The sequence below is a fragment of the Streptomyces sp. JLSY215 genome (genome assembly GCF_059682825.1).
Window position 1 is genome coordinate 8,229,894 of sequence record NZ_CM185022.1, and the last position, 24,963, is coordinate 8,254,856.

Below are 24,963 nucleotides of genomic sequence, written 5' to 3' on the forward strand. Positions count from 1 at the left end.
TGGTCGGCAACCGCAATTCCGGGCCGTGAACGGGGCCGGTTGACCGCCACCGGCTCCGGTTTGTGGGACCTCACCGCAGCTCGGAGAAGCTGTGACGAGGTGCTCCGCTGGGGCCTTCCCACTCGGCGGCGGGAGCCGGCTCCGCCACTCCGCCGCCATCCACCTCGGCGACGCCGATGTCGCCGCCAAGGCGCTCGGTGTCTCCCCGGCCACCGTCTGCCGTCTCATCCAGGAGTCTGCGACCAGCATGGACCGGATCGGTCGTGCACGGGCCGGGTTGCGGGTCAGCCTCCGCGAATAATGCCTGGACGTCTGCGAACGGCCGTGCCTAAGCTGAGCGCACGCCCGTGATCATAGACAAGGAGGCGAGCGAGATGCCCAGCACAACAGCTCTGCGCTCCTGTCCCGTCCACCGGGCGTCCCAGGTCTGATCCGGGAGCGCGTCACTCTCCCGAAGGATCGCTTCACCCATGACTGAACTGGTCATCCGTCCGCTCACCGCGGGCGAGACTCCCCTCTTCACTTCCCTGCCCGACCCGGGCCTCGTCGGCCGCGCCGTCATCGGCGCCACCTACGGCATGATTGCCGACGGCGGCGAGTACCGGCCCGAATGGACCTGGGTCGCTCTGCGCGACGGCGTCGTCGTCGCCCGCGCGGCCTGGTGGGCCAAGCCCGGGGATGAAAAACCCCTCGCCCTCGATTGGTTCGACTTCACCGACGCCGAAGCCGCTGTCCAACTGCTGCGCGCCGCGCCCTTTCACGCCGAGTACAGCCTGCTGCTGCCGCCCGGCTGGCGCGAGAAGCCGGACGCGCGAGCCGCGGCCGAGGCCCGGATGGCCGCAGCCGAGGCGGCCGGCCTCCGCAAACTCGTCGAACGCTACCGCTACACCTGGACCTCCGATTGCCCACTCCCCGAGCGCACCGGGCGCCTGGAGTACCGGCCGGAGCCGGACGACAACGTCATCCGGGGCGTGGTGCGTCGGATCCAGGAAGGCTCCTTGGACGCCCATGATCTGAACGACATCGCGGAGCACGGCAGGGACGGCGCCGCTGAGGAACTCCTCGGCCTCCTCACCTGGATGCCTTCCCCGCGGGACTGGTGGCGCGTGGCCTACACCCCGGCCGGCGAGGTGGCGGGCTTCCATGTCCCCGCCCGCAACCCGTCCGGCCCCTGCATCGGCTTCATCGGCGTGCTCCCCGAGCAGCGCGGTCACGGATACGCTTACGACCTGCTGGTCGAGTGCACACAGGACCTGGTGACGCGGGGCGCGACGAGTATCGCGGCCGCCACCGACCAGGGGAACTTCCCGATGGCCGCACATTTCGCGAGGGCGGGCTACCCCGTCACCGAGGAGCGCATCGACTTCGTCTGACCGCCCGAGGCAGGCCCTGATCCGCTCCAGGAGCGGACACCGCCGCCCCTCGCGTGCGGCGTTCACGTGCGACAGCTCGACGCACGTGAACGCCGCAGAAGGCCCGCCCCAGCAGGTATGGCCGCCCAACGCCCCAGGCCCTCAACCAGGGTGAAGACCGCCGCGCCGTCGTGGGCGCGCACCACGGACTGCACGATGGACAGGACGAGGCCGACGCTTGTTGAGCTCGCCGTCTTGTTCTTGAGCTCATCGTCCGGGCCGCCCGCATCGGCGGCTAAGGGCGTCCGAGGAGTTGGCTGCCGGCCGTGTTGTCGGTGCAGGCGGTGAAGTAGTCGGTGAAGGCCTGGACGAATTCGTCTTCGGTGATGCGGCCATCTCCATCATGGTCGAGCTGGCGGAAGCCGTGGTTGAGTTCGGCGGGGTGTACCCGGGAGCCACCGAAGATCGTGCGGTACTCATCGGCGCACAGGTGACCGCTGCCGTCGGTGTCCGCAGCGTGGAAGATCGCTCGTACCGCGACATGCAGCCCCTTCTCGAGATAGGCCGGCTCGGCGTCGATCCCGGTGAGCATGGCGGTGACGAACTCCTCGCAGGTCACCTGTCCGTCGTCGTCGGCATCCATGCCGGACCGCAGGTGCTGCCACCAGGTCTCGAAGGCGGCATAGACGCAGGCTTCGCGCTCAGGGGCGAGTTCGAGTGGCCAGCACACGTTGTGCGCCATGGCCTGCAGATCGGCCGAGCTGATGCGGCCGTCCCCGGTCTGGTCGAGGACCTGGTGGAAGAAGCTCCGCAGACGCGCCGGGCGGGAATCGGCACCCTTGCGGCGGCGTGGTGAGGGAAGCCGGACAGGGCTTGCCTCCGGCGGGGAAGGACGGTCGGCGGAGGCGGTGGGAGGCTGCGCAGCCGAGGACTTGCCGGCCGGCGGGGTGCGGTAGCGGCGGTGCTCGGGCAGCGCATTCATCAGCAAGCGCATGCCACGGTGGAGGATGAAGGACAACAGCGCCGCGCGACGGGTGCGGGGCAGGTTGAAGCGCTCGCGGAAGGCTTCCGGCAGGTCCGCAAGGGTCAGTGCACCGATCATGTGGGCGGTCACCGTGCGCACAAGTGGCCAGGCAGGCTTCAGGCGGCCGAGGCGGCGGGGCGCGGGTGCTTCACGGAGCATGTCGAAGAGCAGGTAGCGCACGGGTTCGCTGTATTCGAGGCGCTCGCGGATCGTGCGGTCCATATACGCGGGAACGTCCGCGGCCGTGGCCGGAAGCAGACCTTCGGGGAGGTCGAACTCGGCACACACCGCGCGGAATTCTCCGTACATCTGAGCCAGCTCGGGCGGCGCCAGCGGGCGTCCGGAGAGTTCCCGCATCGCCGTCATGCACTCGTACAGGGTGACCAGCACCCACACCCGCACCGCCGGGTCCAACGCTGTGTACGGCCTGCCCTGTTCGTCGGTCCCGGCCAGACGGCGATGCGTGCGCTCCAGACGGGCAACCTCACGGCGCAGCCCTTCACGATCGGAGAAGAACAACCGCTTTCCGCTGTCCATGGTGTGCTCGATACGCCGCCACGGGTGCGCGCGGTAGGTGGAGAAGTTGGCCATGCCAGCGGCGACCGCCGGATCCGCGGTCTGCAGAACCAGCAGGCGCCATGCCACCAACCCGATCCGCCACTCTCCCAGCGTTCGGCGTAGCAGCGAGTCGGGTCCAGGAAGATCAGCGGTAGCCAAGGGGAGGTCTCCTCAAGCACGTGCACAGGAATGAGCAAGGGATGACCGAAGGGTGACTATTATCCGGCTATCCGCCTGGTCCAACGGGCCTGCCGGAATCCGGTAGCGGCCAGGTTCCCCAATTCACCCATCCGAGACAGGCCCTTCCCGACCCCTTGCGCAGCATTCCGGGCCCGGGCCGGGGCCGGGGCCGCGGCCCCCGGGCCTCGCGGATGCCGCTCAGAGCAGCTTGTGCAGCCTCAGGTCGGCCACGCACTTGCCGATGAACGCGGGAGAGAGCGACGGCACGACGCCTTCGCCCACCCCGAGGCCGCCGACCGCCGCGGTGAACCGTGAAGCCGGTACGGCGGAGCCCGCTCTCGGTTCGCCCGGCCGGGCGTACGCCTGCATCAGCGGCAGCAGCGACAGCCGCCGCTGGTGGTCGGGCAGACCGCGCAGGGCCGCCTCGGTGCGCATGTGCCACTGCCGGTGGTCGTCGAACCGGGTGATCGGGTGGCCCGCGTCGATCAGCCAGTCCACGAACTCGTCCAGCGAGATCCCGTCGTCGTGGGCGTTGACCGTGTTGTAGGTGACGTATCCGCCCTCCTCGCTCGCGGCGCTGAGCGAAGTGATCGCCGCAGAGGTGAAGTCGACCGGCAGGCCGCTGTAGTGCGCCCGTCGACGACCGCCGTCCCGGTCGAGCCCGTAGAAGGAGCGCGGCGCCATGCCGGTCGTGAGGACGCTCAGGAGCAGCCGGGTGAACCGGTCGGTCAGGTTCAGCTGGCCGGGCAGGCGGCTGTGGGCCAGGATCATGTCCGGCCGGAACACGGTGACCGGCAGGCCTGTCCTCTCGTGCGCCTCGCGCAGCAGGACCTCGCCGGCCCATTTGCTGGTGGCGTATCCGTTCGCGTCCGAGTCGTCCAGCCGCCGCACCGGGGACGCCGTGCGGACGTCGGCGGTTTCGTCGAGGAACGAGCCGTCGGGCAGCATCGCGGCCGCCACGGTCGACACATAGGCGAATCGCTTCGCCCGGCCGTTGAGCGCCAGCTCGATCAACTCCGCCGTCGCCGCGACGTTCGGCGCGAACAGCCGGTGGTACGGCAGGACGTGATGGACCAGCGCCGCCGCGTGCACGATCTGGTCGGTCTCCTCGGCCAGGGTCTCCCAGGCCGCTGCCTCCAGGCCCAGCCGCGGCGTCGACACGTCCGCGGCCAGGACCGTCAGATGTCGCGCCGCGGCGGCGTCGAACCAGTCGGTGCGGTCGGCCGCCGCGGCGCGCAGGCACTCGAGTACGCGCTGCCGTGCGGCCGCGTCGTCGGCGGCCCGGGCGAGGCAGGTCAGCTGCCCGCCCGTCTCGGTGACGTGCCGCAGCCAGTCAACCGCCAGAAACCGTCCGAGGTATCCGGTCGCCCCGGTGACCAGTACCTTCCGGACGGGGGCCGGGCCGTCCGGCGCTCTCCGCGTACCGGCCGGGAGCCGCCCGCCGGCGAAGCGGTCGAGAGCCAGATCGGCGGCCCTCACCTCGTGTGTGTCGCCTCCGTGCACGGAGGCGAAGGTGGGGCGCGACTCGCGGGCGCTGCGCGCCGCGCCGAGCCGGTCCGCTATGCGGGCCAGGGTCGAGGAGGGCTGGAGGACGGCCTGGATGGGCACCTCGTCGTCGACGATCTGCTCGAGGACGGTCGAGAAGGTGTGCGCCGACAGGGAGTCGCCCCCCAGATCCGTGAAGGCGGCCTCCGCCCGCACCAGCGACGAAGGGCAGCCGAGGGTGATCTGCGCGGCTGCGAGGACCGCCTCCAGAGGTGTGACCTCCCGGCCCGCGGCCCGCAGCGCCGCGATCTGGCCCGCCCGGCCGGTTGCGATGTCCGCGTACAGCCGCTCCAGTCGCGGTCCGTAGCGTTCCTTCGCGGCGGGCCGCAGCAGCTTGCCGGCCCCCGACAGCAGCCCGTTCGTGACCGTGAACGGCTGCCGCTCGACGAGGACGTCGTGCGGGATCTCGTACGCGTGCAGGCCCGCGCCATGGGCGAGTTCCCGCATGGAGTCCAGGACCGCGGCCCGTACGGCGGCATCGTCGGCCCGTCCCAGGCGCTCGGTGTCGGGGACCACCACCGCCAGCAGGAACGCCTGCTCGCTGCTGCCGTACACGTAGACCTGCGCGATGTCCGGGCTGGTCGCGTACAGCGCCTCCAGCCCGGACACGGCGACGAACTCGCCCTGGGACAGCTTCACGACGTTGTTGATCCGGTCGACGTAGACCAGGCGGCCGGGTGCGGTCTCGGCGAAGACGTCGCCAGTGCGGTAGTAGCCCTCCTCGTCGAAGGCGCGGGCGGTGACCTCGGGCTGCTGGTAGTACCCGGGGAACAGCCCGACCGACTTCACCCGCAGTTCGCCGCGGGGGTGCGGCTTGTCGGTGGTGAAGTATCCGAGTTCGGGGACGTCGGCCAACCGGTAGTCGGTCACCGGCGGGCAGCGCACCTCCTGGTCGACGACGATGGCCCGGGTCGTCTCCGTCGACCCGTAGCAGTCGATGATCGGCGTGCCGAGGAGCGAGGCCGTGAAGGTGTGCATCGCCTCCGACAGGGGCGCGCTGCCGCACAGGGCGATGACGATCCGGCCGCCCAGCATGCCGTCGCGGACCAGGGCGGACGCGGCCGCCTCGGCCTCCGGGCGGGGTGTGCCGGTACGGCCGAGGCGGTCGGCTTCGAGCAGGTACCGCTGGTACACCATGTCGCAGATCCTCGGCACCAGGCTGAGCACCGTGGGACGCGACAGACGGATGTCGTCGAACAGCGTCGACATGTCGCTGCGGGCCGCGAAGTAGCCGGTGCCGCCGGCGGAGAGGCCGTTGACCAGCCAGGCGCGGCCGTTGACGTGGCTCATGGGCATGTAGTGCAGCACGAACACCGGAGTGCCGCTGCCGCCCCCGGCGTTCAGCCCGCCGCGGGCGTTCTGCCACATCCTCGTCATCATGGCGGCGGTATAGATCGCGCCCTTGGGCGTGCCCGTGCTCCCGGAGGTGTAGATCAGGCCGACCAGCCGGTCCGGATCTCCGTCCTCGTACGGTTCCACGGCCGGCAGCCCGGCGCCCCGGTCCACCTCGTCCCGCAGCGGCACCACCTCGGCCCGCCCGCTCAGTTTGCCGCCGGCCGCCTCGAACGCTTCCCGGTCGTCGTCCACCCGGGGGTCGTAGTCGAAGACCACCAGGCGTTCTATGGACTCGGACGTCAGGACGGCGTCGACCGCGGCGTCGAGCGAACCGATATCGGCCGCGAGGATCCGTGGCCCGGTCTCGGCGACGACCGGAGCCAGCCGTGCGGCGGACGAACCGATGGGCAGCGGCACCGACACCGCTCCCAGGTACATGCAGGCCAGGTCGATGACGGCGTAGTCGACACCGGTGAACCCCAGGGTCGCGACGAAGTCCTTGGCGCGCAGGCCGTCCGTGCCGTCGGCCCAGGCGGCCGCGAGCCGGCCGACCCGTTGCCACAGCTCGGCGTAGGTCAACGTCACGTAGGCGGGGAGGAGTTCGCGGGTGCGGCGGCCGGTGGCGGGGTCGCGGACGACGCGGCCGGCCCGGCGGGCGAGGGCCGGCCGGTCCGCGTACCCGTGCATGGCGGCCGCGATGACACCCATGAGGCCGTCCTGGCGACTGATGGCGTCGGCGACGTCAGGTGACGGGGTGGCCTTGGCGAACTCGGGATCGCCCGCGCGCAGTGCCGCGATCCTGGACGCGACGTCGTGACCTGCCTGATGCTCCGACATGAATGCTCCGGTGTGTGGGGAGTGCGAGGAATCCGATGTCCCGCGGCCGGTTTCCGCCGGCCGGTGCGCCCGCTAGGCGACGTCGGCGGACGGCGCCCGGCCGCCGAGACAGGCGGCCAGGCCCATCAGGGTGTAGACGGCGACGAGGGCGAACGCCGGTGCGGCGATGCCGCCTCCGGACTGGAGGCCGGCGAGCAGGGCGACCCCGATCAGGGATCCGGTCGAGCGGCCCGCGGACATCAGCCCGGAGGCGATGGCCGAGCGGTGCCCCGGGGCCGCGGCCATGGTCAGGGTGATCTGCGGCACGGTCACCAGGCCGAAGCCGAGTCCGATGAACACCAGCCCGGCGCAGGTGCCGACCGGGGCCTCGCCGCCGACGGCGGCCAGCACCACCCCGCCGAGCAGGGACAGCAGGATGCCGGCGCCCAGCACCGTCCGGGCGCCGTACTTGGCGTCGAAGCGTCCGGCGACCAGCGGCATGAAGGTGATGGGCAGCGCGGAGGACAGGAAGCACAGCCCGACGGTGATCGGGTCGTAGCCGCGCACCTGCTGGAGGAACACGCTGAGCGTGAACATCAGCCCGTTGTAGCCGACGAAGAGCAGCAGGCCGACCGCGACGTAGCCGCGGAATCCGGGGGCCCGGAACAGGTCCGCCGGGATCATGGGGTACGGGTAGCTGCGCTGCCGGATCACGAAGGCTGCGAACGCGGCCAGGGCCGTCACCGCCGCCACCACGGGCAGGGGCCGGAGCCATCCCAGGTCCTGGCCCTCGGCGAGCGCCAGCGCGAGGCCGCCGAGGAAGACGACGGACAGCAACTGGCCCGGCACGTCCTGCGGTTCATTGGGCGCGGATCGTTCGACCCGTGGCATGCGTCGTGCCGAAAGCCACAGGACGACCAGGACGATGGGCACGTTGATCCAGAAGATGCTTCGCCAGCCCACCGTGTCGACCAGCGCACCCCCGAGCGTGGGACCGAAGGCGACCGGACTCCCGGCGACCATCGCCCAGATGGAGACGGCTCTGGCGCGCTTGCCGGGCTCCCGGTAGGTGTCGGTGAGCATCACCAGGGTGGCGGGCATGACCAGCACCGCTCCCAGCCCCTGGGTCGCCCGCATCGCGATGAGCACGGCGCTGTTGGGAGCGAGGCCGCACAGCGCGGACGTCACCCCGAACAGCACGACCCCGAGCCGGAACATCCGCACCGCGCCGTAGCGTCCCACCGCCGCGGCTCCGGCCAGCATCAGGCCGGCGATGACGACCACATACGAGGTGACGACGGACTGCATCGTCGGAAGGCTCGCGTGGAGACTGTCGCGGATCGCCGGGATCGCGACGTGGACGATGCTGGTGTCGACGACGATCATCCCGTGCGCCAGGCAGGCCAACGCCAGGACACGGCGGGGCTGCACGGTCGTGCCGCCGCCGTCCGACGTGCGTTTGTCGAAACTCGTGGATTCCGCCATGGCCTGCCATTTCGTGTGGGGCGGTGAATTGGTGCCGGGCAATACTGCGAAACCCTAGTGACGAAACCCGCAGCGTCAACCGCGATGTTCCGCCAGGCCGGACCCGGTGTCCGAATGGCCCGATTCCAGGGTCAGGTATAGAGGACGGTCCACTTCCCTGCAGGGTCTGACGCTCCGTAGTTTCAGGGCGCCGAGAAGCGCGAGAGGGCGCAGCCTGGAAGTGCAAGGGGGAGAGCGCAATTGTCCAATTCCCGAGAGTTCCGGGGAATTCCGCAACGTCCGTCGTCCATGCCGTTCCACCGCTATACGAGGGACGTCGCCGCTCCCACTTCAGGCTGGGCGCGGCGGTGGCCGGACGGTACGCTCGAGCGCGCTCCGATCTGGTCCTCGGTTGATCTCCGGGACGGAAACCAGGCGCTGGCCGATCCCATGGACACGCGCCGGAAGCAGCGGATGTTCGACCTGCTCGTGGCGACAGGTTTCAAGGACATAGAAATCGGATATCCGGCGGCCAGCGCTCATGACTTCGATTTCGTCCGCGAACTGGTCGTCAAAGAGGGAATTCCGGAGGACGTGACGGTCTCGGTTTTCACACCGACCCGTCCGGAACTCATCGAGCGGACCTTCGACGCGATTCGCGGAGCCGAACGCGCCGTGGTGCATTTGTGCCAGGCGACGGCCTGCCTGTGGCGCGAGGTCGTGTTCCGCATGACGCCCCGCGAGATCCTGCGCATGGCCGTCGACGGCGCACAGCACATGGTGCGCCTGGCGGAACGCGAGCCCGGGACCGACATCCGGTTCGAGTACTCGCCGGAGACCTTCAATCTGACCGAGCCGGAACTCGCCCTGGAGATCGCGAACCGGGTCGCGGAGGTCGTCGAGGCCACGCCCGACCGGCCGCTCGTGCTGAACCTCCCGACCACCGTGGAGACCCACTCGCCCCATGTCTTCGCCGACCAGGTGGAGTGGATGCACCGCAACCTCGACCGGCGCGAGGCGATCATCCTGTCCGTCCACCCGCACAACGACCGGGGCACCGCCGTCGCGTCGGCGGAACTGGCCGTGCTCGCCGGCGCCGACCGGGTCGAGGGCACCCTGTTCGGCAACGGCGAACGCACCGGGAACGTCTGCCTGGTGACACTCGCGCTCAACCTGTTCAGCAGCGGAGTCGATCCCCAGCTGGAGCTCTCCGACATCGACGCCATCCGCGAGATCGTCGTGGACTGCAACCGGCTGCCCGTACACCCCCGCCACCCCTATGCCGGCGACCTGGTGTACACCGCCTTCTCCGGCACCCACCAGGACGCCATCGCCAAGGGGCTGGCCTCTCTGGCCGACCGGGCCGAACGGGCGGGCAAGGACGTCGGGGACATGCCCTGGCAGGTCCCCTACCTGCCCATCGACCCGAAGGACGTCGGCCGCGACTACCAGGCGATCATCCGGGTGAACGGCCAGTCGGGCAAGGGCGGCATCGCCTATGTGCTCAAGGCCGGCTGGGGCGTCGACCTGCCGGCGGAACTGCGGCGGGACTTCGCGGCCGTGGTCCAGTCCGCCGCCGACGCCATGGGGCGCGAACTGGAGCCGTCCGAGCTCTGGCAGCTGCTCCGGGAGACCTACTGCCTCGACGACTCGCCCGCGCTGCCCGTCGGCGCCGACGGCGACGAGATCGTCGCACGGCTCGCCGCCGAGCACGGTGTCGAGTTCACACAGCCCCGGTTCACCGGCACGGCGGCGGCCGGCGCACAGGCCACCTGCTTCGTGGCACTGGACGCGGGAGGCCGCACCGTCTGGGGACTCGGCCAGGCATCCACCGCCGCCGACGCGGCACACAGATCGGCCCGTTCCGCACTGCGCCGGGCGGGCATGCACGAAGGAGAGCAGTGAAGAACAACTCTTTCCGCGCGGTCGGTCCCGGTGTCTACCGGGAGGACAGCGGGATGGTCTACGAGGACTACGTCCCCGGCGAGGTGGTCGAACACCGGCCGGGCCGGACGATCACCATGACCGACAACGTGTGGAGCTCCCTGCTCTGCCTCAACCAGCATCCGCTGCACATCGACGCCGTCTACGCCGAGCAGACCCGGTTCGGCAAGATCGTCGTCTCGAGTCTGGTCACCTTCGGGATCGTCAACGGGATGACCGTCTCCACCATCAGCGCCAAGTGCGTCGCCAACCTCGGCTGGGACAACGTGCGGCTGACCGCCCCGGTGTTCGTGGGCGACACGCTCTACGCACAGACCCGCATCGTCTCCCGGCGCGAGTCCCGCACACGGCCCGACCAGGCACTCGTGACCGTCCACACCATCGGCCGGAACCAGGACGACGTGACGGTGATCGAATTCGAGCGGACGATTCTCGTCCCCAAGCAGGAAGCAGACCAATGATTCCGGTCATCGACCTGGACCCGGAGCGTCCCGACCTCGAACGCAAGACCGCCGAGGAGATCTCCGACGCCTGCCGGCAGACCGGGTTCTTCGTCGTGCGCGGACACGGCATCGCCCCCGAGGTGTTCGACGACGCCTACGACGCCTCACTGCGTTTCTTCCGCCTTCCGCTGGAGACCAAGCGCGAGTTCCCGATGCGCACCTCCACCGCGCGCGGCGACAACGACTACAGCCCGTACGGGTACAGCGCCCTGTTGTCCGAGAACGCCTACGCCTACACCGGAAAGCCGGGGATGCCCTCGGACTACGTCGAGAAGTTCAGCGTGGGGCGGCTGGTCCTCCGTGAAGAGGAGGAACTCCCCTTCCCCGAGGGCGAGTTGGGAGACCGGCTGCGCGCGGCCCTGAAGCGGTACTTCGCCGCCTGCGAGACCGTGGCGGGCCGGATCGCCGAGCTGCTGGCCCTCGCCCTGGACCTGCCCCGGGACTTCTTCGCCACCCGCACGAACACCTCCAACGACTCGCTCCGCTCGCACCTCTATCCCGGAGTCGCCCCCGAGTTCCTGAACGACCAGGGCATGGGGCAGCACACGGACGGCACGCTGATCACGCTGCTCACCCAGGACGGGCCGGGCCTCCAGATCCAGGACCGCTCCGGCCGCTGGCTGGACATCGACGTTCAGGAGCGCGACAGCTTCATCGTCAACATCGGTGACCTGATGGCCCGTTGGTCGAACGACGCATACGTCTCGACGCCGCACCGGGTCCGGCTCGCCGACCGGCAGCGGCAGTCCCTCGTGTTCTTCAAGCTGGCCAACGACGACACCGTCATCGAGTGCTTCCCCAAGTTCGCGGCGGACCGCCCCGCGAAGTACGAGCCGATCCGCTACGAGGACTTCTCCCTCAAGAAGATGAACCTGCTGTTCGGAAGGGAAGACGCGCAATGAAGTCGTACGCGAGCCTGCTCTACACCCCGGCGTTGCTGCTGCCGTCGGTCGCCCGGCCCGGCCGGGTCCGCGCAGACATGCTGGTCCTGGACCTGGAGGACTCCACCCATCCGGCCAGGAAGGCCGAGGCCCGCACCATGCTGGCGCAGGCGGACCTCACCGGGGCCGGCCTGCCCGCACTCGGCCTGCGGGTGAACACCATCGCGACGCCCGACGGCCTGGAGGACATGCGGGCGCTGATCGAGATGGACGCCACCATCGGCGGGGTACCGCTCGACGTGGTCTTCATCCCCAAGATCTCCGGCCCCGGCGATGTGGCCATCTACCGGTCGCTGCTGTCACACACCTCGAAGCCGCCGGGGATCTGCAGCTTCATCGAGACCGTCGACGCCGTCGAGAACGCCGTCGACATCGCCGCGGTCAGCGACGGCCTGTGCTTCGGCCAGGCGGACCTGACGGCCGATTTGTATGCCGAGAACGCGTTCTACCTCGACCATGCGCGGGCCCGGCTCTGCGCCGCGGCGGCCAAATACCGGGTGCCCGCCATCGACACCAACTCGTTCGAGCTGCATGACCTCGACGTCGTCGCGGCGGAGTGCCGGGCGGCCCGGGACGCCGGATTCACCGGCAAGGCGGTCATCCACCCCCGGCAGGTCGACGTCGTCGCCGAGACGTTCACCGTCGGCCCGGACAAGATCGCCGAATACCGCAGCGTGGTCGAGGACTACGACTCCACGCCCTACGGCTTCGCGGTCGAGGAGGGCCGGGTGCTCGCCCCGCCGTTCGTGCTGCGGGCCAAGCGCATGCTCCAACTCCACGCGCCCGAGACCGAAACCGCCCACAACACCCGCACCAAGTAACCGGGGGATCCCTGTGAAGAAGCTTCCGCAGCACGCGACCATCGACGTCTCCGCCTACCGGACCGAGCTGACCGACGGCCGGCTCCAGGCCGTCGGGGACGAGCTCGTCCGGGAACTGGTGCGGCTGGTCGCCGAAGGCGACGGCGTCGCCGTCTGCCATGGCGTCGCCAAGACGCTCGCGCACCACGGACTGGACGTCCGCAAGGAGCAGGACGCCGTGGTCGCCCGCGACTACCTCGAGTCGCTGTTCCGCGGCTTCGGCGAGCGCGTCGACGTCTCCCGGTTCACCCCCGTCGCGATGGACTACGACCGCATCGCCGGCATGGACGTCGACGGCTACAACAAGAACACGCACTTCACGCCCAACGGCGACCACACCACCGAGCGCGAGTTCCTGACCACCAAATGCGTGCACTTCGACGCCGCCACACCCTTCATCGGCAACATCTACGGACCCAACACCAACATCGCCGGCGGCATCCCGATGGTCTGCGACACCCGCGCCTACTGCCAGGACACGGGGGTGGCCCCCGCCGATCTGCTGGAGCTGATGCCGCACAGCTACAACGTCGCGGTGAAGGAGGAGCACGCCGAACCGGTCCTGGCCGGGTACACCTCGGCCGTGGACGCCGACCTCTCCGCCGACCTGGTCATGGTCGTCCTGCTCAACGAGGTGGACGGCGGGTGCGCACACGCCGGCTCCGAGCCCCGTCCCGCCGACCCGACCCGGCCCGCGCGCCGCCCGATCCGGCACCTGGAGTACCAGTTCGCGGAGGGGGTCGAGCTGGCGAAGTGGTACCGGCACTACCGCCTGGAGATCCCGCAGCCCAGCCTCCAGGTGCCGGACGAGGCCGCGCGCGAGCGCTACCACCGCGGCGTCGACCCGGTCGGGACGAACCGGTGACGGCGTCCTCGGAATACCGCGTGCCAGCCATGTCCGGGAGCGACCGCGAGGAGCTCGACAGGCTCCTTGCGACCCTCGCCGCGGACGAGTGGCCGCTCGACATCGACGACGCCCGGCTGTTCTACGACTCGTGGGGCATGCCGATCGCCGACGACATCAAGGTCGAACAGCGCGACGGCGGCCACCTGCTGATCCCGCCGGACAGTGAGGGCTCCTTGACCGGGCTCTACCTGCACGGCGGCGGATACGTCTACGGCTCGCTGCGCAGCCACGGCCACATGGTCTCGGAGATCGCCCGCGCGGCCCGCTGCCGGATGTTCTTCGTGGACTACCGGCGAGCCCCCGAGCACCCCTACCCGGCGGCGCTCGACGACGCCGTGGCCGCGTACCGGAGCCTGATCGCCGACGGGCTCGCCGCTTCCGACGTGGTCCTCGCGGGCGACTCGGCGGGCGGCGGGCTGGTGCTCGCGACGCTGCTGAAGCTGCGGGACTCGGGCCTGCCGCTGCCGGCCGCCGCGGCCTGCATCTCGCCGTGGACCGACCTCACGGGCAGCGGGGAGAGCTACCACACCCTGGAACACGAGGACCCCATGCTCAGCAAGCCGGTCGTGGACCTGGTGTCCGCGTCGTACCTGGCGGGCACGGCGCGCACGAATCCGTACGTCTCCCCGCTGTTCGGGGAACTCGCGGGTCTGCCCCCGGTGCTCCTCCAGGTGGGCAGCCGCGAGATCCTGCTCAGCGACGCGGAGCGGTTCGCGGCCGGTCTGCGACGCGCGGGGGGCACCGGTGTGCTGGAGGTCTGGCCCGGCATGGTGCACGTCTGGCACCTGCACCACTCGCGCCTCGCCAAGGCCCGCGAGGCCGTGAGCCGGCTCGGCGGCTGGCTCCGGGCCCAGGCGGCGGGTGCGCGATGACCGAGGACATCACCGGGCCCCACCGGTACCGCAACAACGGCAAGATGGTGCCCGCCAGCGAGGCCGCGTGGGGCCTGTCCCTCAAGCACGGGATGCTCGGCCTCGTGGTCGAGGCCGTCGACGGCCAGAACCGGCTGCGCGACATCCGCACCGGACACGAGTTCGCCAACCTGTCGTCCTGCTCGTACCTGGGTCTCAACAGCCACCCCACGGTGGTCGAGGCCGGGCGCGCCGCCCTCGACGAGGAGCGGATCACCGGACTGTCCATGGGAGAGTTCCGGATCCGGCTCGGCATCATGGAACGGCTGGAGGAGGAGCTCTCCGCGCACTTCGGCGCCCATGTGCTCCCGGCGGTGTCCTGCGGAGTGCTCAGCTCGGCGATCCTGCCGCTGCTCGCCTCCGGGCACCTGACCGACGGCGAGCCCCTCGTCGTGGTCTTCGACCGGTTCGCGCACTTCTCCATGAACTTCCTCAAGCCCGTTCTCGCCGACGAGACGCTGGTGATGACCTGCCCCCACAACGACATGCAGTACCTCGAGGACGTCTGCAAGCGGTACCCGCGGGTCGCCTACGTCGCCGAAGGCGTCTACTCGACCGGCGGGCAGGCGGACCTGAAGGGGATCAAGGACCTCCAGGACCGTTACGGCATGTTCGTCTACCTCGACGACTCGCATGCGCTGTCGGCCGTGGGCCGGCGCGGCGAGGGATACGCGCGCGGGGTGTTCGACACCCTCGACTCCCGCACGATCGTCGTCGCCTCGATCGCCAAGGCGTTCGGCAGTACCGGTGGCATCGCCATGGTCGGCGACCGTGACGTGTTCGACTTCCTCTACCGGTCCGGTCCGCTGGCCTGGTCCCAGGGGCTGCGGACCGCCGCGGTCGGCACCGCCCTGGGGGCACTGGAGGTCCACCGGAGTCCGGAACTCGGCCTGCGGCAGCGGCAACTCGCCCGGAACATCGCCGTCTTCGACGAGCGGCTGCGCGACCACGACCTGCGGGGCGCCGGATCGCACATCAAGTTCGTCACCGTCGGCGACAACGGCCGGGCGGTGCGGCTGTCGACCGAGCTCTACCGGCGCGGCTACTACTGCTCGGCCATGTTCTTCCCGATCGTGGCCCAGGGCCAGGCCGGTGTACGGATGATGTTGCGCGGCGACATGCCGACGGAGCTGACCGAACGTTTCGCGACGGACCTCCTCGACGTACTGGCGGAACTCGGGTGACCCTCGCCGGCCCGGAGCACGACGTGTCCGACGTGGCGGCCGTGGCCGCGCTGATGCGCCAGAGCCTGCGCAGCGGCGCGGTGCGGCGGATGACCGTACCGCTGCGGCAGGTCATCGACGACGGCCGCAGCGCCAGGTTCCTGTCCATGCCCGCCGTCAGCGCCGATCACGGACTGTGCGTCAACAAGACCGCCACCATCAGCGACGGCCCGGGGCCGACCGTGACGTCCGTGGTCCCGGTGTTCTCCACCACGACCGGGGAACTCCTCGGGGTGCTGGACGGCGCGGCCGTCACCAACCTCAAGTGCGCGGCCGTGACGGCGCTGGTCACCGACCGCTGCGCGGCCCGGGACGGCACCGTCCTCGGGATCGTCGGATCGGGGGTGCAGGCCTGGCAGCAGTACCTCGGTGTGACGGCGGTGCGCGGGATCACCGAGGTACGGGTCCACTCCCGTAACCCCGCGCACGCCGAGGTGCTGTGCGAGCGCATCCGGCGCGCGGACCCGGGCGTGCGTGCCCTGGTCCGCGCGTCGGCGGCGGAGGCCACCGTGGGAGCGGACATCATCTCGACGGCGACGGCCTCCGTACGGCCGCTGCGGATCGCCGCCGAACTGCCGGAGCACGTCCACATCAACTGCATGGGCGCGCACACCACCGAGTCGCGGGAGCTGTCCCGCGCGCTCCTGGCCGCCGCCACGCTCGTCGTCGAGGACATAGCGATCGCCGTCGCCGAGGCGGGGGAGATCCACCGCACGGCGATCGACCTGGAATCCCTGGAGACCGGTGCGCACACCGGACTCGACGGCCGCCCGACCGTCTTCAGCTCCACCGGGCACGCCTCACTGGACCTCATCACCTGTGCCCATCTGGTGGCGCAGCCGCACCACTGACCGGACCGAAGGGAAGACCGTAGTGGCACACGCCGGTACAGAGGAGACCACCGAGCCGTACGACGGCGGGGACCCGGAGACCGCCACCGCCGACCGGGAGTTCGCCGCCGCCCTCGCACGCCTCGGCATCGAGATGCCGCCGGACCTGGCGCCCGGAGTCCTGGCCGGCCACCGCTCGCTGCGCGCGATGAACCGGCTGCTGCGGGAGGTGGAGATCACCGATGTCTGACCTCGACCTCACCCGACCGGGCACCCTGTCCGAGCTGTCCGTCGCGGAGGCCGGAGCGCAGCTGCGCGCCGGCACCCTCACCTCGGTGGAGCTGGTGGAGCACGCGCTGGGCCTGATCGACGCGCACGACGCCGAGCTGCACTCCTTCGTCCTGGTCACCCGGGACCTCGCGCTCCGGCGCGCGGCGCAGGCGGACCGGGAGCTGCGCGACGGCATCGACCGCGGACCGCTGCACGGCATCCCGTACGCGCTGAAGGACATCCTCGACGCGGAGGGCCTGCCCACCACCAACCATTCACGGCTGACCCTCACCGACATCGCCGCCGAGGACAGCACCGTGGAGGCCCGGCTGCGGGCCGGCGGCGCGGTGCTGCTGGGCAAACTGGCCACCTATGAGTTCGCGTTCGGCGGGCCGAGCACGGACCTGCCCTTCCCACCGGCGGGCAACCCCTGGCACCGCGAGCACATACCCAGCGGCTCCTCATCGGGAGCGGGCGCCGCGGTCGCGGCCGGCTTCCTCCGCATCGCCTTCGGATCCGACACCGCCGGTTCGCTGCGCGGTCCGGCGTTCCACTGCGGGACCGTCGGCCTCAAGCCGACCTACGGCAGCGTCTCCGGCCACGGGGCCACCCCGCTGGCGCCCACCATGGACCACTTCGGGCCCCTCACCTGGACGGTGGCCGACGCCGCCGCCGCCCTCCAGGTGGTCGCGGGCCCCGACCCCCGGGACCCCCGCACCCACGGTGCACCGGCGCCCGACTTCCTCGGCTCGCTGACCGGGGAGGTCCGCGGGCTGCGCGTGGCGTACTCGAAGGCCTGGTACGCCTCGGATCCGGGGACCCTTCCGGAGATCACCGAGAGCATCGACCGGGCCCTGGCCCATCTCGACCGGCTCGGCGCGATCGTCGAGGAGTGCGAACTGCCGCCGTACGAGCTGTTCGACGCCTGCGGCCGGGTCATCCTGATGGCGGAGGGGTTCGCCGTGCACGAGGAGAACCTGCGCCGCGCGCCGCGGTCGTTCGGCCGCTTCACCTACCAGAAACTCATGCCCGGCGCGGGCGTCGGCGCAGCCGAACTCCAGCGGGCACGCCAGGTGCGCGACGGCCTCAGCGCGGCGCTCGACCGGCGGGTCTTCGCCTCTCACGACCTGCTGATCACGGCGTGCGGCCAGACCACCGCGGCCCGGTTCGATGCCTTCGGCACCGACTGGCCCCCGCCGAAGCTGGCCAATGACATGCAGACCATCCCGTTCGCCGTCACCGGGCACCCGGCCATGTCCCTGCCTCTCGGGTTCGCCGGCAACGGTCTGCCCATCGGTGTGCAGCTCGTGGGGCGCACCTTCGGCGAGGCGAGCCTGTTCCGGGCCGGTCTCGCCCTGGAAGCCGAGTTCGGCCGGCGGGACATCCGGCCGGTGCCGGCATGAGACGACCGGCATGAGACGACGGCCACCCCCTGTGCCGGCGACCCCGTCGGCAGAAGGACGTAGATGAACGACCGCACTCGCCCCCCGCTCCCCACCGGCTTCTGGTGGCTGTGGGCCGCCACGCTGGTGAACCGGTTCGGCCTCTTCGTGATGCCGTTCCTGTCCCTCTACCTGGTCGTGGAGCGCGGCTACTCCGCCACGTACGCGGGTCTGGTGATCTCGCTGTACGGGCTCGGCGGGATGGCCGGGTCGCTGATCGGCGGATCGCTCAGCGACCGGTGGGGGCGGCGGCCCACGCTGCTCACCGGGCAACTGGGCGCCGCCGCCTTCACCCTCGCCCTGGGGCTTGCCGAAGCGCCCCTGCCGATCGCGGCGGGTGCCACCGTGCTCGGCGCCGCACTGAAGATGTCGCAGCCCGCGACCGGGGCGATGGTCGCCGACCTGGTCCCCGAGGAGTCCCGACCCCGGGCCTACGCGCTCAACTACTGGGCCCTCAACCTCGGATTCTCCGTCTCCGCCCTGTCGGCGGGCACCCTCGCCGCCTTCGGCTACCTGACGCTGTTCGTCGTGGACGCCGCCACCACGCTGCTGTGCGCGGTGCTGGTCTTCCGGAAGATCCCCGAGACCCGGCCGGCGAGGCCCCGCACAAAACCGTCCGCGACGGCCACCCCGCGCGCGTCCCTGGCCACCGTGCTCCGCGACCGCAGGTTCATGTGCCTGGCGGGACTGAACCTGCTGGTGGTCACCGTGTTCACCCAGCGGCATATGGCGCTGCCGCTGTCCATCGCCGAATCCGGCCTGTCCACCGCCCAGTACGGCATCGTGGCCGGAGTCAACGGCGTCATGATCGTCACTCTGCAGCTCGCCGTCACCCGCTTCACCCAGCACCGGCCCGGCGGCTGGGTGCTCGCCACCGGGGCGCTGCTGGTCGCACTCAGCTCGGCGCTCAACACCCACGCCGACACCGTGCTGCTGTACTGCTGCGCCGCGGTCGTCTACACCCTCGGCGAGATCGTCTACGTACCCACCAGCGAGGCACAGGTCCCCGCCATGGCCCCGGAGCACGCACGCGGCCGCTACGCGGGCGTGATGGTCCTGACCTGGGCCATCGGCGGCTTCGCGGCACCACTGACGAGCGGCCTGATCATCGACGCCCACGGCACGGACGCCCTCTGGACGGGCTGCGCGGTGATCGGCGCGCTCGCGGCCCTCGGATACGCCGCGTTGCTGCGGCCGCGCCGGCAGAAGGACGGCGCCCTGCCGTCCGCACAAGCCCTCTAGCAGGAGTGGATATCCATGGAAGACACTGAAGACACCGAAGACACCGGAGACACCTCGACGGCCACGCGGGTGACGGCGGTGCGGGGGCCGCATGTGACGGACCCGCGCCGGCTCCTCAACGCGTTCGATCAGCAGTTCCGGGGCTTCAGGACCTTCTGGTTCGACCGGATCGCCCCGGCCGGCCCCGTCGTCCGGCCCGCGGCGCAGGGTGCCGAACTGGAGGGCGCCATCGCGTACTTGGCCGATCTGCTGCGGCGCGCCGTGCACCACCTCGGCGACGACTGCGTGTCCCGGCACCGGGCCCTCGGCCTCGACGAGCGGCTGACGGAGTTCTACGGGGACGAGGAGTTCGAGAACGCCTACGCGACGGTCATCGGCCGGCCGGACGTGATCCTCACCGACTCCGGATGGAAGTTCATCGAGTTCAACTTCTGCTCGTCCACCGGCGGTCAGGTCTACGCCCACCTCCTCAACGAGCTGTGGCGGCAGCTGCTGCCCGACGACGCCCTGAGCACCCTCACGCTCGCCGATCCCCTCAAGACACGCAGCGACCTGCTGCGCACCGTCCTCGACGACCTCGACCTGGACCCGTACGTGGCGCTCGTCGGCTATCTCCCGGACGTCTTCCTCTCCGGCTCCGGGGGAAGCCGGAGGTACTACGAGATCGAGGTCGACGCCCTGCGGAAGTCGGGCATCAGGGCGGAGTACTTCGAAACGGACGAGTTCATCGAAGCCCTCGGCTCCCGCAGGGGCGAATTCCCGCTGGTCCTGGAGCGGACCGTGCCGCAGGAGTGGATCGACGCCGGCAGGGAGATCGGCCCGCTGCTGACGATCAGGAAGTGCGGCTCCGCGGTGCTGACGCCGCAGAGTTCCTACCAGGCGGCGAACAAACAGCTCTTCGCCCTGCTGTCCGAGGGGCAGGACTGGATGACCGACCGGGACCGGGAGTTCGTGCAGCGGTACATCCCCTGGTCGCGCTCGATCCGGGCGGAGAACGTCGAATACCGGGGCGCATCCTGGAAACTCGACGAACTGCTGCGGAAACGGCGAGCGGACTTCATCGTGAAGCGCTCCGACGGCGACCAGAACTTCGACGTCCACATCGGCTCCAGGACCGACGCGTCCGCCTGGGAGGACGTCATCGCCAAGGCCCACAAGGCCGGAACCTGGATAGCGCAGGAGGCCGTCCACAGCACCGAGATCCACGCGGACGTCCTCGACCGCGACCGGGGCGAATACCTCGGCATCTCGACGCGTGCGGTGTTCGGCCCGCTGTTCATGGGCGGACGCATGACCGGATGCGTGGTGCGCCACGACGTACCCGCCCCGGGCGGCGCCGCACCGCGGACGGCGGGCTCCAGCATCCTGGGCTCCGTGGGCTGGTACGCCGACTGACCCGGACGCCCGCCCCGTGGCCGGGCCCGGACCGTCGGCGGGAATCCGCGGGCGGTCCCGGCCCGGACGCCCCGCTCACCGGCCCTGCTCACCGGCGCGCGGGGTGAGCGTCCCTCTGGACGAGAGCCATCAGCTGCACCCGTGACCGCACCTCCAGCTTGCGGTAGATCCGGGTGAGGGCCGCCTCCACGGTCTTGACGCTGACGTACAGGGCGGCCGCGATGTCGCGGTTGCCGCGCCCTTCGGTGACCAGTTCGGCGATCCGCCGCTCCGCCTCCGTCAGACCGGCCAGCCAGGCCCGCACCTGGGTCCTCTCCGGCCGGGCCGGCTCCCACAACGGCGCGCCCGCCCTGCGGAACACCGCATCGGCCGCCGCCTGAAGTTCCCTGGCGCGGGCCGGGCGCCTGCGCCGCTGCTCGACCGACGAGTGCGCCAGCAGCACCCGGCCGCACTGCAATGGGTATCCGAGCCGGTCGAAGGTGCGCAGGGCGCGGTCGAGCAGCTCCTCGGCCGGCCCGAACTCGCCCGCTGCCGTGTGGCACAGCGCCTCGGCCCGGTCGAGCGAGGCCAGCACACCGCGCCGGTCCAGCTGCTCGGCCCGGCGCCGGGCGTCGGCGACCGTCCGCAGGGCCGCCGGCAGGTCCCCGGCGGCGACCAGCGCCTCGGCGAGGTCGGCGTCGTAGCGGACCTCCGCGGGGTCCACGATGCTCAGGTCCTGCACCAGATCCCGGACCCTGAGCAGATCCGCCAGCGCTCCGCCTGCATCCCGCAGCAGCAGCCGCGTCATACCGGACACGTGCAGGCAGTGCGCGGCGAAGACGGTGTCCCCGTCCTCCTGCGAAGCCGTCAGGCCGAGGTCCGCGTAGGCGAGCGCCTGCTCCAGCGTGCCGCCGGCGAGTTCGGCGACCGCCGCCGCGTACCACGGCGGGCCGGGCGAGGCGCCCAGGTCACAGGTGAGCGCCAGCAGCCGGTGGGCCTCCTCGCGGGCGATCGGACCCTCGCCGCGGTGAGCGTGGATCCGGACGGCACAGCTGAGCAGCCAGAGCCGGTCGGTGGGGCAGTCCGGCGGGCGCATCTCGTCCAGCAGCCGCCCGGCCTCCGCCAGCCTGTCCTCGAGCAGGGCGAATCCGACGGCGATGCGGTGTGGCTCCCTGGGGGTTCGGCCGACGCCGGCGGCCGTGCCCGCTGCCAGCGCTCGTCGGAGCGTCGCGGCATGGCCCGGCGCACCGCGGCCCTGCTCGATCCGGGCGGTCAGGGCCAGGGCCGAGGCGTGGGTCGCGGCGTCGCCGGCCCGCTCGGCGGCCGACCGGGCGTGCGCCAGCGCCTCGGCATGGCAGCCCCGGTTGACCTGTAAGGCCCTGGCGAGACGCAGATGCGCCGCCGAGATCAGCGCCGGCTCGTCGGCGACCGTGGCCTCGGCCAGGGCCTGCGCCGCGACGTGCTCCACCAGTGCGGCGCCCCGGCCGGCGGCATCGACGACGGCGAGCCGCGCCTGGGCTCGGGCCGCGGGCACGGCCCGGGTGCGGTCCAGCTGGTCCAGAGCCGTGCAGGCCAGATCGAACCGGCCGGCCGCCTCGGCGTCCCGGGCGGCCGCGACCAGCAGGTCGTGCCGGGCGCTGCCGGCTCGGCCGCCCGCCAGCAGGCCGAACTCGGCGGCCCGGGTGTGGTCTCCGCTCTCCCGCGCGGCGGTGGCGGCGTCGGCCAGCGCGGGGACCAGACGTGCGGGAAGTTCGGCCGAGGTCAGGGCGGATGCCTCGTGCCAGATGCGGTCCTCGTCCTCGGACGCGGCGGCGGCCAGGGCGAGATGCGCCTGGCGCACCGCCTCGCCGCTGGCCTCGGCGAGGATCCCCTCCCGGACGACCGGGGCCGGGAAGCGCACGGTGCCGGCCACCCGGATCAGACCGGCGGCCTCGGCGTCGGCCAGGGCCGCGTCGGCGGACGGTCCCGCAGCACGGCGGACGGCGTCGAGCGACGGATCGGCCGCCAGCGCCGCGAGGAGCAGCACCCAGTGCACCGGGGCCGCCACCCCCGCCAGCCAGGCCCGGAGCGCCTTGCGCGCGTGCGGGGCCAGCGGCTGGGCATCCAGGACCGCCGGTGCCCCGGCACGAGCCAGTCCGGCGGCGATGTCCGAGACCAGGCGGGGGTTGCCGCCCGTCGCCGTGTGGATGCGCGCGGCGGTCCGCAGCGGGATCCCGAAGGACCGCACGACGGCCGCCGACTCCTGCGGGCTGAGCGTGGGGACCGCGATCTCCACCGCGTCGCCGCCGAGGACATCGTGCGGCAGCGGGCCGTCGGGCCGCAGCGCCGCCAGCAGCGACACACTGCCGCGGCTGCGGCGCGCCGCGAAGCCGAAGACGTCCAGGCTGTCCGGCCCCCACCAGTGCACGTCGTCGGCGGCCAGCAGCAGCCGGGCCCTGCGCCCCCACGCCTGCAGGCACGACAGGACCGTGACGCGCAGGATCGCGGGATCGGGCTCGGGCCCGGTGACACGGCGCAGCACCCAGTCGATCGTCGATCGCTGGACGTCCGCCAGTTCGCTGCTCACCTCCGCCGGGCACACGGTGAACAGATCCACCAGGGGGACGTAGGGCAGGTGTGCGTCGGCGGGCGCCGAGCTGAGCCTGACCACGGGGTCCCCGGAGGACTGCCACACCGTGCACACCGCGTCCAGCACCGCGGACTTGCCGAAGCCGGTGGGCCCGACCACCGCCACCGCACCGGCCTGTCGCAGCTCTCCGGAGACCCGGTCGACCAAGGGGCGGCGCGCTCTCACCGCAACGCGTCCATCCACGCCTCGACCTCGTCCGCACCGCGCGGCAGACCCGATGACAGACACAGTGCGCCGTCGGCCGTGATGACGAAATCGTCCTCGATCCGCACGCCGATGCCGCGCAGCTCCTCAGGAATCGTCAGGTCGTCGGGCTGGAAGTACAGCCCCGGCTCGACGGTGAGCACATGGCCCTCCTCGAGCACGCCGTTCACATACCTCTCGCTGCGGGCGGCAGCGCAGTCGTGGCAGTCCAGGCCGAGCATGTGGCCCGAACCGCAGAGGGTGTACCTGCGGTACAGGGCGGTCTCGTGCGGGACCGCCTCGCCGCCGGGCCGCAGACCCCAGGCGTCGAGCCCCTCGGCGATGACGCGCATCGCGGCGTCGTGGAAGGCGCCGTACCGTGCGCCGGGCCGCAGCGCGGCGATGCCCGCCGACTGGGCGGCGAACACCAGGTCATAGACGCGGCGCTGGGCATCCGTGAAGCGTCCGCCGACCGGCAGCGTCCGGGTGACGTCCCCGGTGTAGAACGAGTCGGCCTCGACGCCCGCGTCCAGCAGGAGCAGATCCCCTTCCCGCACCGGGCCGTCGTTGCGCATCCAGTGCAGCACGCAGGCGTGCGCGCCGGCCGCCGCGATGGTCTCGAACCCCAGGCCGTAACCCTCCAGGCGGGCACGGCGGTTGAAGGTGCCCTCGACCCAGCGCTCGCCCCGTGCGAGGCGGGTGGCATGGGGCAGCTCACCGACGACGTCGTGGAAACCGGCGACCGTGTGTCCCACGGCGGCGCGCAGCTGCTCGATCTCCCACTCGTCCTTGACCAGCCGCAACTCCGCCAGGAAGGCGAGCAGTTCGCCGTCGGCCGGTGCGGACGGCGGTACCAGCGCGTCGACGAGGGCGTCCTCGCCGCGCACCACCCGGGTCGGGACGCCGCCGCCGAGTGCCCGCTCCAGGCCGTCACGGGCGGCCGCCTCGATGCCGAGGGCGTCGGCGGTCTCCGGGAGCGTCCGGCGCCGGCCGACCCAGAACTCGCCGTGCTGGTGGTTGCTGTAGAACTCCGCTCCGTTCGGACCGGCGTCGCGCGGTGACCGCGGCCGGGTGAACAGGGTGACCTCGTGCCCGCTGCCGGTGGGCTCGAAGACGAGCACGCTGTCCGGCACCGCCTGCGTCCCCTGCTCGGCGGTGAGATGGATGAACGCGGAATGCGGCCGGAAGGTGTAGTCGAAGTCGTTGCTGCGGGCCTTGAGCCCGCCCGACGGGACGACGATCCGCTCCCCGGGGAACCGCTCGGACACCGCCGCACGCCGCTTGGCCGCACACGCAGCGCCGAACGCGGGCGGAAGGGCCAGTTCCGTGTCCGCCCACCCATGCCGAAAGACCTCGGCCACTGCGGCCGGTACTCGACGATCGTGACTCCGCGCCCCGCGCAAGCCGTCCTGCCGTTCCATCGCACATCC

General features: G+C 71.4%; 19 protein-coding genes. 14 read left to right on the top strand and 5 right to left on the bottom strand.

Annotation, left to right across the window (positions count from 1 at the left end; all coding sequences use genetic code 11):
* Positions 1 to 91 precede the first annotated feature (91 nt).
* Both AC5677_RS36540 and AC5677_RS36545 read left to right on the top strand, forming a co-directional pair.
* Complete coding sequence (locus AC5677_RS36540) at positions 92 to 301, top strand: hypothetical protein (protein WP_497192185.1); 210 nt, start codon at positions 92 to 94, stop codon at positions 299 to 301.
* Positions 302 to 470: 169 nt separating this feature from the next.
* Positions 471 to 1,373, top strand: a complete 903-nt coding sequence (locus tag AC5677_RS36545; protein ID WP_497192186.1) for a GNAT family N-acetyltransferase — start codon at positions 471 to 473, stop codon at positions 1,371 to 1,373.
* Between the two features lie 274 nt (positions 1,374 to 1,647).
* On the opposite strand, the gene AC5677_RS36550 is transcribed toward AC5677_RS36545, so the two are convergent.
* The 3 genes from AC5677_RS36550 to AC5677_RS36560 form a co-directional block, all read right to left on the bottom strand.
* Positions 1,648 to 3,093, bottom strand: coding sequence for an oxygenase MpaB family protein (locus AC5677_RS36550; RefSeq protein ID WP_497192187.1), 1,446 nt, complete (start codon positions 3,091 to 3,093; stop codon positions 1,648 to 1,650).
* Between the two features lie 219 nt (positions 3,094 to 3,312).
* Complete coding sequence (gene car, locus AC5677_RS36555) at positions 3,313 to 6,831, bottom strand: carboxylic acid reductase (RefSeq protein WP_497192188.1); 3,519 nt, start codon at positions 6,829 to 6,831, stop codon at positions 3,313 to 3,315.
* Positions 6,832 to 6,903: 72 nt separating this feature from the next.
* Positions 6,904 to 8,295 carry an MFS transporter gene (locus tag AC5677_RS36560; protein WP_497192189.1) on the bottom strand — a complete coding sequence of 464 codons (1,392 nt, stop codon included), beginning with the start codon at positions 8,293 to 8,295 and terminating at the stop codon, positions 6,904 to 6,906.
* Positions 8,296 to 8,583: 288 nt separating this feature from the next.
* Between AC5677_RS36560 and AC5677_RS36565 the strand changes: the two genes are divergently transcribed.
* The 12 genes from AC5677_RS36565 (at position 8,584) to AC5677_RS36620 (ending at position 20,742) form a co-directional block, all read left to right on the top strand.
* Positions 8,584 to 10,179 (top strand): 2-isopropylmalate synthase, encoded by a 1,596-nt coding sequence (locus tag AC5677_RS36565; RefSeq protein WP_497196890.1) that lies wholly within the window; start codon positions 8,584 to 8,586, stop codon positions 10,177 to 10,179.
* The gene (locus AC5677_RS36570) at positions 10,176 to 10,679 is read left to right on the top strand and encodes a MaoC family dehydratase (protein WP_497192190.1); all 504 of its coding nucleotides are present in this window, start codon (positions 10,176 to 10,178) and stop codon (positions 10,677 to 10,679) included. The genes AC5677_RS36565 and AC5677_RS36570 overlap by 4 nt, the downstream gene beginning before the upstream one ends.
* A complete protein-coding gene (locus AC5677_RS36575; protein WP_497192191.1) occupies positions 10,676 to 11,623 on the top strand; it encodes an isopenicillin N synthase family dioxygenase in 948 nt (315 codons plus the stop codon). Before AC5677_RS36570 ends, AC5677_RS36575 begins: the two co-directional genes overlap by 4 nt.
* On the top strand, positions 11,620 to 12,483 hold the full coding sequence (locus AC5677_RS36580) for an HpcH/HpaI aldolase/citrate lyase family protein (RefSeq protein ID WP_497192192.1): 864 nt from the start codon (positions 11,620 to 11,622) through the stop codon (positions 12,481 to 12,483). The genes AC5677_RS36575 and AC5677_RS36580 overlap by 4 nt, the downstream gene beginning before the upstream one ends.
* A gap of 13 nt (positions 12,484 to 12,496) precedes the next feature.
* Positions 12,497 to 13,387 carry a hypothetical protein gene (locus tag AC5677_RS36585; protein ID WP_497192193.1) on the top strand — a complete coding sequence of 297 codons (891 nt, stop codon included), beginning with the start codon at positions 12,497 to 12,499 and terminating at the stop codon, positions 13,385 to 13,387.
* Positions 13,388 to 13,416: 29 nt separating this feature from the next.
* A complete protein-coding gene (locus AC5677_RS36590) occupies positions 13,417 to 14,301 on the top strand; it encodes an alpha/beta hydrolase (protein WP_497196891.1) in 885 nt (294 codons plus the stop codon).
* Positions 14,298 to 15,524, top strand: coding sequence for an aminotransferase class I/II-fold pyridoxal phosphate-dependent enzyme (locus tag AC5677_RS36595; protein ID WP_497192194.1), 1,227 nt, complete (start codon positions 14,298 to 14,300; stop codon positions 15,522 to 15,524). The genes AC5677_RS36590 and AC5677_RS36595 overlap by 4 nt, the downstream gene beginning before the upstream one ends.
* On the top strand, positions 15,521 to 16,414 hold the full coding sequence (locus AC5677_RS36600) for an ornithine cyclodeaminase family protein (RefSeq protein ID WP_497192195.1): 894 nt from the start codon (positions 15,521 to 15,523) through the stop codon (positions 16,412 to 16,414). Before AC5677_RS36595 ends, AC5677_RS36600 begins: the two co-directional genes overlap by 4 nt.
* 22 nt (positions 16,415 to 16,436) lie before the next feature.
* Entirely contained in the window at positions 16,437 to 16,643 is a 207-nt protein-coding gene (locus AC5677_RS36605; RefSeq protein ID WP_497192196.1) for a hypothetical protein, read from the top strand.
* A complete protein-coding gene (locus AC5677_RS36610) occupies positions 16,636 to 18,066 on the top strand; it encodes an amidase (RefSeq protein WP_497192197.1) in 1,431 nt (476 codons plus the stop codon). The genes AC5677_RS36605 and AC5677_RS36610 overlap by 8 nt, the downstream gene beginning before the upstream one ends.
* A gap of 63 nt (positions 18,067 to 18,129) precedes the next feature.
* Complete coding sequence (locus AC5677_RS36615) at positions 18,130 to 19,347, top strand: MDR family MFS transporter (RefSeq protein ID WP_497192198.1); 1,218 nt, start codon at positions 18,130 to 18,132, stop codon at positions 19,345 to 19,347.
* Between the two features lie 15 nt (positions 19,348 to 19,362).
* Complete coding sequence (locus AC5677_RS36620; protein ID WP_497192199.1) at positions 19,363 to 20,742, top strand: hypothetical protein; 1,380 nt, start codon at positions 19,363 to 19,365, stop codon at positions 20,740 to 20,742.
* 88 nt (positions 20,743 to 20,830) lie between these two features.
* On the opposite strand, the gene AC5677_RS36625 is transcribed toward AC5677_RS36620, so the two are convergent.
* Positions 20,831 to 23,515, bottom strand: coding sequence for a helix-turn-helix transcriptional regulator (locus tag AC5677_RS36625; protein WP_497192200.1), 2,685 nt, complete (start codon positions 23,513 to 23,515; stop codon positions 20,831 to 20,833).
* Positions 23,512 to 24,954: an aminopeptidase P family protein gene (locus tag AC5677_RS36630; RefSeq protein ID WP_497192201.1), complete on the bottom strand. Its 1,443-nt coding sequence runs from the start codon at positions 24,952 to 24,954 to the stop codon at positions 23,512 to 23,514. The genes AC5677_RS36625 and AC5677_RS36630 overlap by 4 nt, the downstream gene beginning before the upstream one ends.
* Positions 24,955 to 24,963 lie beyond the last annotated feature (9 nt).